Source organism: Terriglobales bacterium (assembly GCA_035561515.1).
Taxonomy (GTDB): Bacteria; Acidobacteriota; Terriglobia; order Terriglobales; family Acidobacteriaceae; genus DATMXP01.
This window is the reverse complement of the sequence record DATMXP010000044.1, coordinates 155,755-170,500: the sequence shown is the minus strand read 5'-3', so window position 1 is coordinate 170,500 and position 14,746 is coordinate 155,755. Positions and strand designations below refer to the sequence as shown.

Annotated in this window: 13 protein-coding genes; 8 read left to right on the top strand and 5 right to left on the bottom strand. The window is 58.0% G+C overall.

Annotated features, from left to right (window positions below):
- Positions 1–12: 12 nt before the first annotated feature.
- A complete protein-coding gene (locus VN577_20360) occupies positions 13–447 on the top strand; it encodes an NfeD family protein (protein HWR17195.1) in 435 nt (144 codons plus the stop codon).
- A gap of 13 nt (positions 448–460) precedes the next feature.
- The gene (locus VN577_20355) at positions 461–877 is read left to right on the top strand and encodes a paraslipin (GenBank protein HWR17194.1); all 417 of its coding nucleotides are present in this window, start codon (positions 461–463) and stop codon (positions 875–877) included.
- Between the two features lie 162 nt (positions 878–1,039).
- Here the strand turns inward: VN577_20355 and VN577_20350 are convergent, their stop codons facing one another.
- From VN577_20350 to VN577_20340, 3 genes are all read right to left on the bottom strand, one after another.
- Positions 1,040–1,447, bottom strand: coding sequence for a VOC family protein (locus VN577_20350; GenBank protein HWR17193.1), 408 nt, complete (start codon positions 1,445–1,447; stop codon positions 1,040–1,042).
- Between the two features lie 95 nt (positions 1,448–1,542).
- Complete coding sequence (recA, locus tag VN577_20345) at positions 1,543–2,616, bottom strand: recombinase RecA (protein ID HWR17192.1); 1,074 nt, start codon at positions 2,614–2,616, stop codon at positions 1,543–1,545.
- Positions 2,617–2,814: 198 nt separating this feature from the next.
- Entirely contained in the window at positions 2,815–4,197 is a 1,383-nt protein-coding gene (locus tag VN577_20340; protein HWR17191.1) for a glucose-6-phosphate isomerase, read from the bottom strand.
- A gap of 114 nt (positions 4,198–4,311) precedes the next feature.
- On the opposite strand from VN577_20340, the gene VN577_20335 reads away from it, so the two are divergent.
- The gene (locus tag VN577_20335; GenBank protein HWR17190.1) at positions 4,312–4,725 is read left to right on the top strand and encodes a low affinity iron permease family protein; all 414 of its coding nucleotides are present in this window, start codon (positions 4,312–4,314) and stop codon (positions 4,723–4,725) included.
- 24 nt (positions 4,726–4,749) lie between these two features.
- Here the strand turns inward: VN577_20335 and VN577_20330 are convergent, their stop codons facing one another.
- A complete protein-coding gene (locus VN577_20330) occupies positions 4,750–6,768 on the bottom strand; it encodes a M13 family metallopeptidase (GenBank protein ID HWR17189.1) in 2,019 nt (672 codons plus the stop codon).
- 202 nt (positions 6,769–6,970) lie between these two features.
- Here VN577_20330 and VN577_20325 point away from each other — a divergent pair, with 202 nt between their 5' ends.
- From VN577_20325 to ispF, 4 genes are read left to right on the top strand one after another with little or no spacing between them, the layout of a single operon-like run.
- The gene (locus tag VN577_20325) at positions 6,971–7,339 is read left to right on the top strand and encodes a hypothetical protein (protein ID HWR17188.1); all 369 of its coding nucleotides are present in this window, start codon (positions 6,971–6,973) and stop codon (positions 7,337–7,339) included.
- An 8-nt stretch (positions 7,340–7,347) separates the two neighbouring features.
- The gene (locus tag VN577_20320) at positions 7,348–7,767 is read left to right on the top strand and encodes a vitamin K epoxide reductase family protein (protein HWR17187.1); all 420 of its coding nucleotides are present in this window, start codon (positions 7,348–7,350) and stop codon (positions 7,765–7,767) included.
- 57 nt (positions 7,768–7,824) lie between these two features.
- The gene (ispD, locus tag VN577_20315; protein ID HWR17186.1) at positions 7,825–8,556 is read left to right on the top strand and encodes a 2-C-methyl-D-erythritol 4-phosphate cytidylyltransferase; all 732 of its coding nucleotides are present in this window, start codon (positions 7,825–7,827) and stop codon (positions 8,554–8,556) included.
- A 37-nt stretch (positions 8,557–8,593) separates the two neighbouring features.
- Positions 8,594–9,061 (top strand): 2-C-methyl-D-erythritol 2,4-cyclodiphosphate synthase, encoded by a 468-nt coding sequence (gene ispF / locus VN577_20310; protein ID HWR17185.1) that lies wholly within the window; start codon positions 8,594–8,596, stop codon positions 9,059–9,061.
- Between the two features lie 28 nt (positions 9,062–9,089).
- Here the strand turns inward: ispF and VN577_20305 are convergent, their stop codons facing one another.
- Positions 9,090–12,482, bottom strand: a complete 3,393-nt coding sequence (locus tag VN577_20305; GenBank protein ID HWR17184.1) for a diguanylate cyclase — start codon at positions 12,480–12,482, stop codon at positions 9,090–9,092.
- A gap of 200 nt (positions 12,483–12,682) precedes the next feature.
- On the opposite strand from VN577_20305, the gene ligA reads away from it, so the two are divergent.
- Entirely contained in the window at positions 12,683–14,713 is a 2,031-nt protein-coding gene (gene ligA, locus VN577_20300; GenBank protein HWR17183.1) for an NAD-dependent DNA ligase LigA, read from the top strand.
- Positions 14,714–14,746: the final 33 nt, after the last annotated feature.

Here is a 14,746-nt window from a genome sequence, read left to right as displayed (position 1 = left end):
GAGGAACTTTCAATGACGTGGTGGGTGTGGATCGTCATCGGCTGCGTGCTGAGCCTCCTCGAATTGATGGGTGGCGGGTTCTATCTGCTCTTCTCCGGCTTAGCTGCCCTGATCGTTGGATTTGCGCTTCTCTTCGGAATCCACCTGCCGCTCTGGGCGCAACTGCTCGTGTTCTCCGTCCTGGAGATCGTTCTGCTCGCATCGAGAAGGCCCGTTCTCGACCGCCTCGGGATACGTCCTGATACAAATCCGGCGGAAGACTACGACAGCCTGGTGGGTGAACGCGCCGTAGCGCTCGAGGCAATCGCATCCGGGGCTACGGGGAAGGTGGAAATGCGCGGTGCGCCGTGGCAGGCGCATAACGATGGCGAAATGGCCCTTGCCTCGGGCCAGCGTTGCGTAGTTCGCAAAGTAAACGGATTGGTCCTGCACGTCGCAGCACAATAGCAAAGTGGAGGTAATGATGTTTTCCGGCGCAGTTATCGCAGCAGTTGTTATTGCAATCATTGTGATCGTCATTCTGGCGAAGACGGCCGTCGTTGTTCCGCAACAGAACGCGTATGTCGTCGAGCGTCTTGGGAAATTCCATAACGTCCTCGGCGCCGGATTTCACATTCTTGCCCCGTTCCTGGACGTGATCCGTTACCGGCACTCGCTAAAGGAAACGGCTCTCGACATTCCCGAGCAGGTTTGTATCACCCGCGACAACGTGCAGGTTGCGGTGGATGGCATTCTCTACATGAAGGTGCTCGATCCCATGCGCGCGTCATACGGCATCCAGAATTACACGTTTGCTATCACGCAGCTTGCGCAGACCACGCTCCGCAGCGAGTTGCGAGCGACATCGCATCGTTCGTGGCGATGGCGACCAATGTGATTCGTCATTCAGGAAACGGCGCGACACCCGAGGCTACGCCGCCGCAGGCTCCGCAACCTACGGTCACGCAACCGGCGGCTGCAAGGTATTCGGCAGGAAAGTAGTTCATCGCAGAGATGAAGCCCGGCATTTCGCGCGCCGGGCTGTTCTTTTGTAAGCAGTTTAAAGCTGTCCCGAAGTTCCGCCCCACTCTTCCGGTGCGACGTCCGCAATCGACTGTGAAAACGTCCAGCAGTGGCCACCGACGTCCTGAACGGTGTATTGACGCTCACCGTAGGGATAGTCGGCGGGTGCACGAAGAATATGCGCGCCTTTTGCTTTTGCGTGCTCGTGATGGCCGTACACATCGCCGATACGCACCATTACCGATGAGCATCCTTTGTCGTCCGGGCGGCGTTCAATCACAACCATCGCTCCGTCCCTGACATTTAACTGAATCCGGTGATCGGCGATGCGAACACGAACGGTGAACCCGAATACATCGCACAACCAATCTGCTGCCTCTCCGACATTGTCGTAGGCTAATTCGGGAATCACGGTGCAGCGAGGAATGGAGCGGTTGTCGAGCATTCGATACCTCACGTCTCTCGCCGCAAAAGAAAATGTCTATTGCCGTTTCGCCTTGGCAGCTACCGGCAATAGACATCCGTAACAGCGATCGGTTCTTACTTCTTTCCCGCCACCGTTTTCGCGCGCTCTACTTCCGGTGCGCTCGGAGGCGCGGGTGAAGGCTCCGGCTTGCCGATGCCCAGCGTCTTCTTCACTTCGTTTTCGATCTTCGTAAAGATATCGCGGTTCTCTTTCAGGAACTGGCGGGCGTTTTCACGCCCTTGTCCGATACGCTCGGTTTTGTAGCTGAACCACGAGCCAGACTTCTCGACAATGTTGTTGTTCACCGCCAGATCGAGCAGATCGCCTTCGCGCGAGATGCCTTCGCCGTAAAGGATGTCGAACTCGGCTTCGCGGAAAGGCGCGGCAGTCTTGTTCTTTACCACCTTCACCTTCGTGCGTGAACCGATCACCTGATCGCCTTCCTTAATAGCAGCGATGCGGCGGATATCGATACGGACAGACGAGTAGAACTTCAGCGCGCGTCCGCCAGTCGTGGTTTCCGGATTGCCGAACATGACGCCGATCTTCTCGCGGATCTGGTTGATGAAGATCAGGCACGTACGCGACTTGGAAACCGTGCCGGTCAGCTTGCGTAACGCCTGCGACATAAGGCGAGCTTGAAGTCCGACGTGGCTGTCGCCCATCTCGCCGTCGAGTTCGGCCTTAGGCACCAACGCTGCCACCGAGTCCACGACCAGAACGTCAATCGCGCCGGAGCGCACAAGTGCTTCCGTGATTTCCAGCGCCTGCTCGCCGTAGTCGGGCTGCGATACCAAAAGGTTGTCGACGTCCACGCCAAGCTTCTTGGCATAGATGGGATCGAGCGCGTGTTCGGCGTCCACGAAGGCGGCCATACCACCCGCTTTTTGCGCTTCCGCGATCACCTGCAGCGCGATCGTGGTTTTGCCGGAAGATTCAGGGCCGAAGATTTCGACAACGCGTCCGCGCGGCACGCCGCCCACGCCGAGTGCAGCGTCGAAGGAAATGGCGCCGGTGGAAATTACTGAGATCGGGACGATCGCTTCCTTCGTCCCCAAACGCATGATGGACCCTTTGCCGAACTGCTTTTCAATCTGGGAGAGGGCCAGGTCCAGAGCCCGGTTCCGTTCGGTCGCCACATCAGCCATGAAGAATGCTCCTAGGGGTAAGTCCGCCGCGGTCATCGCGGAAAAGCACGAATAAGGCGGGAGAACTATATTCTCCGATTGTATCGAAGCAGGACTATATCATTTCCACAATCGTGGGGCGAATAAAAAGCGAAGTAGGTCTCAAAAAAGGAACGTAGCACGACAATGACCAGTCTTTTGCCCGCTCTTACCGGGCCTTTACTTCAACATCTTGGCGAAATCTTCGTAGCCCTTCCGGCCCATCAGACCGTAGGTGAGCTTCTTGCCCAGCTCTACGCCCGGCTGGTCGAAGGCGTCGATACCGTACAGCTCGCCACAAAACGCGGTCTGAAACTCCAGCATCTGGAAAAACGCGCCAATGTTGTATTCATCGACCTGGGGCAGCATCCAGCGACAGTTCGGCTGGCCAGCCTCGGTGAGTGCAGCCTCGGTAGCGCGGCGCTCCGCCGTGAACAGCGAAGACATCATCTTCCCGCCCAGGTATCCGGTGGAGTCGTACTGCTTCAGGTCCTTGGGAATCTTCACGTCCTTGCGATACTTATCCACGCCCCAGAAGGTGATCATCTTGTCCTTCGGGCCTTCGGCATAAAGCTGAACCTGCGAGTGCTGGTCGGTGACGCCCAGCGCTGCTACGGGTGTTTGCCCGGTGTGAACGACCTCGCCCTTGCGGTTGACCTTCTTGCCCAGGCTCTCTGCCCAGAGTTGGCGGTACCAGAACGCCGACGCCCACAGGTAAGAGGAGTATGCGAACACGACTTCGATCTTCTTCTGCCGTTTGGTATCGAGCGCGTAATGCACATACGCCGACTGCAATGCTGGGTTGTCGTTCGCATTCGTTTTCCAGCAGAGAGCGTTGGCATCGCGGGCACCCTTCATGAGGGCGTTGATGTCGAGTCCGATGAGCGCAGCCGGAACGAGTCCCACGGGCGAGAACACGCTGAAGCGTCCACCGATATTCGCCGGCACGAAGAACAGCGGATACTTCTCCTCCTGCGCAATCTTGAGCAGCTCGCCCTTCTGCGGATCTGTGACAGCGATGATGCGGCTGCGCGCCTTCTTGCCGAGCGACTTGGTCATCCACTCGCGGACAATGAGCAACTGCGCCAAGGATTCCGCCGTCGAGCCGGACTTCGTAATCACGCAAACAGCCGTGCGCTTTGGATTCAAACTGGAGAGCGCGGCGTCGATGAGACCGGGATCCACGTTATCGAGCACAACCAGACGTGGGCGCGTGACGATCTTCTTTCCCGCCGCCTTGCCGCTTACATCGAGCTGTACCGGATGCGGTCCGCGGATAGCCACGTCGAGCGCATACGGTCCAAGCGCCGATCCGCCGATGCCGACGAGCAAAACGTCGTCGATGTCCTTGCGCATCGACTGCGCAAATTCATTGATCGCGCCGATGACACGCTTATCGTCCGGCAGGTTGGGGAAGCCAATTTCGCCGGAATCCACGCGTGCACGAAAGGCGTTGACCACGTCTTTCGAAGAGGAATAATCCAGATCATTCGCGGTCAGGCCTTCGGCTCCAACGCGCGATGCCAACGTATTGTCGAAATTGAAATCAATCCGCTTCGCCATAGTCGAGCATTAGAAATCATGCGGAACGACTTGAAAAGTGGGCCATCCCGGGGCTGCACAAACGCAGGTGCGAAGCGTGCATCCAATTTCAGAAGGGATTAAGGGGAACTGGTTATGGAATCGAATCCGGGAGCCTGGGCGCAGTTCTGTGCGGCTTTTGGGAGAGCGGCGGCACACGTTGCTGCATGGGTAGGGACACCCTGGGCGTTTGTTTTGGCCGTTACGGTGGTGGTCGTTTGGGCAATTTCAGGTCCTCATTACCACTATTCGGACACCTGGCAACTGGTCATCAACACGGGAACGACGATTATCACTTTCCTGATGGTCTTCCTGATTCAGAACACCCAGAACCGCGATGCTCGCGCGCTACACCTGAAACTCGACGAACTGATCCGCAGCGTCAAGTCGGCACACAACGACATGATCAACATTGAGAAGTTGTCGGATGAAGAACTTGCCGCCCTCGCCAAAAGGTATGACGCAATCCGGCAGGAATACGAATCGCGGAAGACGGGCCGCGTCGCCTGACAGGGCCCGTCCTTACCACGTGTTTTACCAGACTTCGCAGCGCAGGTTTTCCGGTCGTACCATCGGCGAATCCGGCTTGCAGGAAAATGCCTGTTGGAACTCCAGCATGTTCGACAGGGGCCCAATCACGCGATACTTCCCGGTCGGATGCGGATCGCTCTGCACCATGAGCCTTTGCGTTTCCGGACGAATGGCATCGCCGCGGAACTGGCCCCAGGCAATGAAAAACTGCTGATCGGGCGTGAATCCATCGACCGTGGGTGCAGGCGGCTTTCCTTCGAGTGAATGCTTAAATGCCTTGTAAGCGATCTTTGCCCCGGCAAGGTCGCCGATACTTTCGCCCAGCACCAGTTTTCCGTTGTGGTGGATTCCGGGCTCGATGAAATATCCCTCAAACTGGTTCACGATGCAGGCGCCACGTTGCTGGAACTGCTGGTAGTCGGCGTCGGTCCACCAGTTCAACAGGCGTCCATCGGCCGCATACTGCGCGCCCATGTCGTCAAAGCCGTGGCTGATTTCGTGTCCGATCACCACTCCAATCGCGCCGTAGTTCACGGCATCTATCACATCCATACTGAACGACGGCGGCTGCAAAATTCCTGCGGGGAAGACAATCTCGTTCAGCAGCGGATTGTAGTAAGCGTTTGACGTGGGAGGCGTCATGCCCCAACGGCCGCGGTCCACTGGTTTGCCGATGGTCGACCAGTTGTCGTTGACATTGAACTGTTCGCCCGCCACGACGTTTGACCAGAAGTCGTTCCGTGCCACGGTCACGCTGCTGTAGTCCTTCCATTTGTCCGGATACCCGATCTTGGGATTGAAAGTGGAAAGCTTCTCCAGCGCTTTTTTCTTCGTGTCGGCGCTCATCCACGTCAGCCCTTTGATGGTGTCGCCCATGGCCCAGAGCAGGTTCTTCACCAGTTCCTGCATGCGAGCCTTGGCGGCGGGAGGAAAGTGCTTCTCGACATACTTCTGCCCAAGTGCTTCGCCGAGCAGTTCGTCGGTCGATTCCACGCACCGCTTCCAGCGCGGCTTCATCTCGCGAGCACCGGCAAGGTAGGCACGATTGAAGGCAAAGTCCTCATCCACGAATTCCTTCGAGAGTGAAGGTGCGGCAGAATTCAGCAGGTGCCACTTCAGATAGATCTTCCAGTCAGCGAGCGTTGTCTCCGTAAGCTGCCGGTTGAACTCAGCCATGAACTTTGGCTCGTAGATGTTCAGGTCGCCGGGGGCGACGTTCGCATTCTTGAAATATGCGGTCCAGTCGAACGAAGGGACCATCGTTTTCAGTTCGGCGAAGGTCGTCTTGTGATCGGTGTTCTTCGGATCGCGAAGCGCTACGTTGTCGAGCGAGTACTCAGCCAGGCGCGTTTCCATTGCCATCACCGTCTTGGCGTTCGCGGCGGCTTCGGCCGGCTTTGTGCCCGCGAGAGTGAACATCTTCTCTACGTGGGCGAGGTACTTCTCGCGCGCTTCCTTGAAGCGGGGCTCGGTCTTCACGTAGTAGTCCCGGTCGGGCAGGCCCAGCCCGGAGGCATACAGGTTCGCAATGACGTTTGTAGGGGCGTGATTGTCCGATTCGCCGGTCATGCCGAAGGGGATGGCAATGTCCATCTGGTGGAAGCGGACAATCATGCGCTGGAGGTCGGCGGAATTCTTCAACTTTTCGATCTCGGCCAGCAGCGGCTTGATCGGGGTTACGCCTAACTGGTTTACCCGGGCTTCGTCCATGCAGGAGGCGTAGTGGTCGCCGATCAGTTGCTCAACGGATCCTTTTGGCCAGTCCTTCCTGGCTGAGATGTCGTCCAGAATCACGTGCAGTTGGTCTTTGGCCAGTTCGCCGGAAGCCCACCGACGGCTCCACCGCACCATCGAAGGCGGTATTGGATTCTCGGCGCGCCATTTGCCGTTGGAGTACTCAAAGAAGTCGGTGCAGGGATCTGCGGACTTGTTGATGTCGCCGACCTCGATCCCTTTGGGATTCTCGGCGACGGCGGCCACCGAGCAGAGCAGTAAGGCGAGCAAAGCTAAGAGATAGCGCATGGTTACCTTCAATGAAGGAAGTTATACAGAAACAACATTGGATAGAAACCGCCGCAACTGGTCAAACCTGGCGGGACGAATCGGGAGTTCTGGTTGACGAACACGTCCGGATCACATCATTTTTCACCGGATGAACGCACGCTCGAAGGCTCAACTTCTGCGTGAAAGCTGTGTTCTAATAGTCAAACGGGAATACATATTTATGCTTCGCATTGTCCGTATCGCTTTCGTACTTGCTTTCATCATGGTAGTTTCCGGTTCGTTCCGAGGTGTTTCGGCGGCCGACAACAAGCTGGACTCGTTCGCAAAGTGCCTGGCCGAGAAGAACGTAAAAATGTACGGGCTCTTCTGGTGCCAGCACTGTGCCGATCAAAAGGAATTATTCGGCTCGTCGTTTCAGTATGTGAACTACGTGGAATGCGCGGTGCCCGGAAGCCGCACACCCACGGAAGAGTGCAAAGCGGCTGGCATTAAGCACACGCCAACCTGGACATTCAGCAACGGAACCCGTCTTGAAGGTCTGGTGCCACTGGACCAGCTAGCGAAGCAATCGGGGTGCAAGTTACCGTGAGCGACCGGATGGCAGTTGTCATCAGCGTCCTTGCAGTGATTGGAATCGGACTGTCGGTTGTTTCGCTGGTCAATCATTACAAGACCACGCCCAGCGAATTCTGCGACATCGACGAAACCTTCAACTGCGACATCGTGAACCGCAGTGTCTATTCGAAGTTTCTGGGCGTACCCGTAGCTGCCATTGGGTTGGCCGGCTACATCCTGTTGCTGGTGCTCTCACGCATCAACCGGGAGAAGCGATTGCCATCGGCCATCCTGATTTTGGGATCGCTGGTGGGGCTGGGCTTTTCCATCTATCTCACTTATGTCGAAGCACGCATTCTAGCGGTGTATTGCATCCTGTGCCTGGCATCGCTGGCGTGCATTGTGCTGATCACAACGCTCTCGATCGTGCGGCATGTAAGGACAAGGGAACTGGTGTTCTAACTGCGGCAGCCCCAGATTCCTTGTATACTAACCACCCCTCGCCAGCCGAGGGACTATATGAAAGTCATTGTCATCATCCCCGCTGCCGGGCTCGGGACGCGCATGGCCGGCCCCGCCATCGGCAAGGCACCTGCCAAGCAGTTTACGGAAATCAACGGCATTCCCGTGCTCATCCATACCCTGCGCAAATTTGCCGCCGCTCCGCAGGTTAGCGAAATCATCATTGCCCTGCGCAAGTCCGAAGCCGAGCACTTCTCGCCTCGTCTTGAGCAGGAGCGTTTTCGCAAACCGGTTCGAATCGTCGAAGGCGGCGAGCATCGCCAGGAATCCGTCGCAAATGCCATAAAGGCAGTGAATGCCGCAGCTGACGATCTCGTACTCGTTCACGATGGTGTCCGCCCATTCGTGGACCTTGAGACGATTGAAAATGTGATTGAAGCAGCATCGAAGCACGGGGCTGCCATCGCCGCCGTGCCCGCGGTTGACACGATCAAGCAGGTGGATCGCACTGCCGACGGCGCAGTAGTGAGCGCCACGATTCCGCGCGAGCACATTGTGCTGGTACAGACGCCTCAGGGCTTCCGGTTCGAAGTCCTTCAACGCGCATTCGACGAGGCTACCCGCGACGGCTTTACCGGAACCGACGAATCGTCGCTGGTCGAGCGCATGGGAACACCGGTGCACGTCGTCATGGGATCAGCGCGCAACATCAAGATCACGACACCGGCAGATCTCGAACTGGCGGAGTTCTACGCCGGACAGGAAGCGAAGAAGTACGTCGCCGGGTAAAAGCAGCCGCGGGTGACGCGCTGACAACGAGCATTTAATGAGAATCGGATACGGTTGGGATTCGCACGAATTCAAGCAAGGTGTGCCGCTGAAAATCGGTGGCATTTCTCTCGATCACGAGAAGGGACTCGCCGGGCATTCCGACGGTGATGTCCTGCTGCATGCGCTCACCGACGCCCTGCTGGGTGCGGTCGCGGCAGGTGATATCGGTCAGTTCTTTCCGCCCAGCGATCCAAAGTGGAAAGGCGCCGACTCACGGGTTTTCGTGGAGAAAGCCCTCGAACAGATCCGTGAAGTCGGATATCGCGTCGTCAACGTCGATTCAACGCTTATTCTTGCCGCACCCAAAATTGGCCCAGTCGCAAAACGGCTTCAACAGAGCGTCGCCGACCTGCTTGGTATCGAACCGAATCGCGTTGGCATCAAAGCGAAAACGCCGGAAGGAATGGGGACAGACAACGCGGCCATCGCCCACGTCGCGGTACTTCTCGAACCAGTGAAGTAGGAAGCATTCGCGGATTCCGCGGTCGCCTTTATCGCCCTTTGCGAGCCGTCTGCTCTCCGCGCAACTGATGCAGGAAGACGCCCACCACCTGCGGGTCGAACTGGCCCCCGCTGTTGCGTTCTAATTCGGCAGCAGCTTCCGCCACCGTCTTGCCCTGCGCGTACGCGCGATCGCGGATCATGCTCGCGTAAGCATCGGCGACATTCAATATCCGCGATGCCAACGGGATCTCGTCACCCTGCAGCCCATCCGGATACCCGGTGCCGTCAAAGCGTTCATGATGATGCCGCACGATGTTCTGGATTTTCTCGCCCCCTGGAACGCAGGCCACGATGTCCGCCGAGAGCGATGAGTGCATTTGCACGACGTAGAATTCTTCTTTCGTCAGCGGACCAGGTTTCCCGAGCAGCCGCTCCGGAATCACCAGCTTGCCGACATCGTGAACCTGGGCGGCGAAAACGACGTCCGCAATCTCCAGTGCAGTCAGGCCAAGTTCGCGCGCGATCATCTCGGCGTATTTCGCGACCGCCGCGGCATGTCCTGCATTATGGCCTTCGCGGGCTTCTGCCGAGCGAGCGAGCACGACGATTGCCTCGCGCATCGGCTCAGGATCATCCTGCAAACCGGCGCACATCTTCTTGAGCGTTGCGACAAGTTCCTCGCCCGCCTCGGGCTCCATATTTTCTCGCTGCAGGAAGCCTTCGATGTAGGAGGCGATCAACTGCCGCTGAACCGCGACCGTCTCCCCTTCGCGGAATTCCTCGGCCGTCGAGACTCGGTTTCCGCCGGCGTGCTTGGATACGTACATTCCCGCATCCGCCACGCGCATGACTTCTTCCACCGTGGAACCGTGCAGCGGGAAACTCGCCACACCGAAGCTGCCGCTTATATGGCGTTCGTTCAACATCGGGTCGGTTGCGATCCATAGGCGAAGACGTTCGGAAAGAATCTGCGCCTGCTCGATGCCGGTTTCCGGCATCAGGATGACGAACTCGTCTCCTCCATAGCGGGCGACAACGTTCGACTGGCGGCACTTCTGTTCAAGCAGGCGTCCCACACGAGCGAGCACGAGGTCGCCTTCCAGGTGCCCCATGCCGTCGTTCACTTCCTTGAACTTGTCGAGGTCCACCATCACCACAGAAAACGGGCGGCCGCTACGCGAGGCGCGCTTCCATTCGCCTTGCACGGCCTCAAGGAAGAAGCGCCGCGTCTTGATGCCCGTGAGTCCATCCGTGATCGACTGCTGCTGCATCTTCTGGAAGACGAATACGTTATGCAGCGCGGTGGCCATCAGGTCGGCAAGCGTACGCAGAATCAGGACATCCTGATCCTTGAATGCCTGCTCCGTGCGACTCTCGATATTCAGAACGCCGAGTTGCGTCTCGCCATAATTCAACGGCAGGCAGAGTACGGAGCGGGCATCGGGCAAAATGCCGGGGGAGGGGCCTTCGATCTTCTGCACCAGCATCATTTCGTTCGAGCGGGCCACTTTGCCCATGATGCCCATCCCTAGCGGGATGCGCTTTCCCAAACTGACGGCGGTACTGCCCGCCTCCGCCTTGATCTCGATCTCTTTCGTTGCGTAATCGAGCACGCCGATGCCGATATGATCCAGCTGGAAGTTCCTTTGAATTTCCGTGACGATCTCGTCCAGCATCTGTTCGGCGTCCTGGCTGGAGATTGCTGTCTTCGACACGGTGTTCAGGAACGCCAGGTAACGCGCGCGCCGCTGTTGTTCTTCAAACAGATGGGCGTTCTCGACGGCGACGGCCACCTGTCCGGCGGCGGTCTGCAGCAGCTCGACGTCGCGCTCGCTGTAGACGAGTTCGCTCTCGTAATTCAGCGCGGCCATGATGCCGACCGACTTGCCCTGCATAAAGATCGGCACGCCACAGAAAGACTTCGCCGGACGTCCCGGAACAAACGTTGCCCCGATTCGTTGCCGCATCTGTTCCATGTCGGAGCTGACGAGCAAAGGCTGCCCGGTGCGGATCACGTACTCACTCAGGCCGTTGGCCAACTTGCGTGAACGCTTCGGCTGAACCTCGCCTTCGATAACCTCGAGTTCGAACCGCAGTTCCTGATCTTCCTCAAACGCGATGTAAAAGGTGTGAGTGTCCACCAGCAAACCGATTTCGCGATGAATGGCCAGCAGGACTTCGTTCGCGTCTAGATGCGAACTGATCACCTGGCCCATTTGCGTCATCAGTTCGTATTCGCGGGTGCGGCGCTGCGTTTCCTGAATTGCGACATGGTTTTCGAGTGCCATCCCGATCTGCATGGCCAGGCCGAGCAGGAGGCGGTTCTTGGAGGCTCCAAACAGCGACCGGTTCGGATGAGGGAAGAGCACCACGCCGAAATTCTTGTCGCGCGTCTGCAGGCTAATGGCGGTGATGCTGCGAATGCCGTTTCTGCCCAGCAGGTCCCTTAATTTCTCAAACCCCCCTTGCGGACCCGCGGGCAGCGGTTCCGACATTCCTGCGATGTTGCGGAACGTCAGGATGCCTCCACGGCGATACGCCATCTCGATCAGGTATTCGCTGACGCCCTGCGAATCAAGCGCACGCAGGAAGTCGTGCTGGAAGCCGAAGCCCGCCGTTGGAATCGATGATCTCCACTGCGGGGCTACGCATATCGCCGCCCGATCCACGCCCAGCAATCCGGCCAGATGCTCCAGCATTTTGCGCAGACTGAGGGAGAGCTCGCCAAGCGAAACCAGGTGCGAGTGATCGACATCCAGGGTCGAGAAGAACAGGGTGTTCTCCTGCACCATGCGACGCTCGTGTTCGTACAACACGATTACCATTGCCAGGCCGAGCAGCATTTGCGGAAGGGGTCCGAGCACGTGTCCCGCGCTCCCGAACCAGCTCTCAGCGAAAAGCCCATGCAACTGTTTGGAAGAGAGCAGGATTGCCCAGCATGTAACCGCAAAAGCCACCAGCCGATATCCGACGAAATCCCTCTGGCGCCCCGCGCGGTAGAACTTGAATCCGGCGAACAGCAACATGATCGCCAGCACCACTTCCAATTCCACCAGTGTTCCGTCGCCGGAGAGCTCGAAAACGCCTTCCTTGTAGTGGCCGATCAAGAGGTACAGGTTGAACCCGAGACCGCCGGCCAGAATGGCGGCGTCGTACCATTTGCGCTCGTACTTCCCGCCTTCAATTAACCGCGTGGAAAGAAGAATCAGGAAGACGGTTAGGAATTGGAACGTCTTGGCCGCGAAGTAAATCGCGGGGTTTCCATGATGGCTGAGCAGCGCTCCGATGGCGACGTAATACAGCGTGTGGGAAGCCCAGGCGGCCTGCCAGGCCCGAAAGAACCCCTCCCGGCTCTGCTGATAGAGATAGGTGAAGATCAGCAGGAGCACCACTGCGGTAATTCCCGGAACCACGACAATGCCGACGAAAAAGGAGTCCATGTGCCTGAGCCGTTGTACCGCTCGATTCGTGGAAGGGGGAGATTGCACCTTACCGCAAGACCGGACGCACACACCCGCCCGGCCACGCTTTCATGCGGCATGGTGCGAAAAGTGTAGGTTTTTTAGGGGGTTACGTCAATCGGGAGTAGCACCCGAAGGTGCCATGAGGCTGCCGTGTTTCTCCTTCTATAATCCTTGCGATGGCCGCCAAGTCCCAGTCCATTGAGCAGCAGGTCGAAACCCTTCGCGAAAAGCTTCGTTACCACGAGCATCTTTATTACGTGCTGGACTCTCCCGAGATCTCCGACGCGGATTACGACGTCCTCATGCGGGAGCTCAAGGCGCTCGAAGAGAAGCATCCGGAACTGGTCACCCCTGATTCCCCCACGCAGCGTGTCGGCGGCAAGCCCCGCGAAGGCTTTGTAAAGGTGCCGCACTCATCTCAGATGCTTTCCCTCGACAATGCCTACAACGAAGAGGAGCTGCGCGACTGGGAGCGGCGGGTGCACGAGCTCAGCGGCGAGAAGCAGGTTGAGTACGTCTGCGAGCTCAAGCTCGACGGCCTGTCGATGGCCCTGCATTACTCTGGCGGAAAGTACCAACGCGCGCTCACCCGTGGTGACGGCTCCATCGGCGAAGACGTCACCTCCAACGTTCGCACCATTCGCTCCGTACCGCTGGCCATCGACAAGAAAGCCAAGTTCCCGGACCAGTTTGAAGTACGCGGCGAAGTCCTGATGCCCATCTCGGCCTTCGCTCGCATGAACGAAGATCGCGAACGCCAGAACCTTTCGAAGTTCGCGAATCCGCGCAACGCTGCTGCGGGGGCTGTTCGCACGCTCGACGCCACCGTGACCGCCTCACGTCGCCTCGACTTCTTCTCCTACTTCCTCCTCGTAGACGGCCGGCCGCTCCACGACAAGCACTCGAAGAATCTTGAAGCGCTCAGCGCCGCTGGCTTCAAAGTGAACCCTAACTGGAAGCTGCTGAAGTCGATCGATGACGTTTGGAAATTCATTAACAGCTGGGAACAGAAGCGCGATTCGCTTCCGTATGAGATCGACGGCATCGTCATAAAAGTCAATTCAATCGCGATGCAGCGACAGCTAGGCTTCACCGGCAAAGCGCCGCGATGGGCCATCGCCTACAAATACGCCGCCCGCGCCGGCACCACGCAGATCGAAGACGTTCTCATCCAGGTCGGACGCACCGGAAAACTGACCCCCGTGGCGGCATTAACCCCGGTCTTCATCGGCGGCACCACCGTCAGCCGCGCCACACTCCACAACATGGATTTCATCGAGAACCTCGGCATTAAGATCGGCGATTGGGTCGTAGTCGAACGCGGTGGCGATGTCATCCCCAAGGTCGTGAAGGTCGTCGAGGACAAACCGCGTGGCAAGAAGACATTCCGCATGCCCGAGACCTGCCCTGAGTGCGGTGGACACGTGGTCCGCATTGAAGGCGAGGCCGATCATCGCTGCGTGAACGCCAATTGTCCGGCCAAGCTGCGCGAGAGCATCCTGCACTGGGCGTCCCGTGGCGTGATGAACATCGAAGGCATGGGCGACGTGCTGGTGAATCAGCTCGCCGACAGGGGCTTGGTGCGTAACGTCGCCGAAATCTACGACCTCACCGAAGAAAAGCTGCTCACGCTCGAGCGCATGGGGAAGAAGTCTGCCCAGAATGTTCTGGAAGAAATTGAGAATTCCAAGAAGCTGCCGCTCGATCGCGTGATTTATGGACTGGGAATTCGATTTGTCGGCGAACGTACGGCGCAGTTTCTGTCCGAGCACTTCGGCTCCATGGACGCCCTCATCGAAGCCGCGACCGAGAAGGACGCCGAGCAAAGTATCGCGAAGTTGCAGGAAGTAGAAGAGGTCGGGCCTCGGATCGCGGAGTCGATTCGTGACTTCTTTGCTGAGCCCAGCAATATCGAACTCATCGAGCGACTGCGCAAGGCTGGGCTTCAGTTCAAGGGCAAGAAGAAGGAACGGGGCACTCAGCTTGCCGGCAAGACGTTCGTCCTCACCGGTACGCTGCCGAACATGAGCCGCGACGAGGCCAAGAAGATGATTGAAGACGCCGGCGGGCGTGTCTCCGGCTCGGTCAGCAAGAAGACCGACTATGTTGTCGCCGGAACGGAAGCCGGATCAAAGCTCGACAAAGCGCGCGAGCTAGGCGTGAATGTTATCGACGAGGCCGCCATGCTCGCCCTCATCGGAAAATAAAGACAGGAAAATAAAGGGGCGGAAAGCTCCACC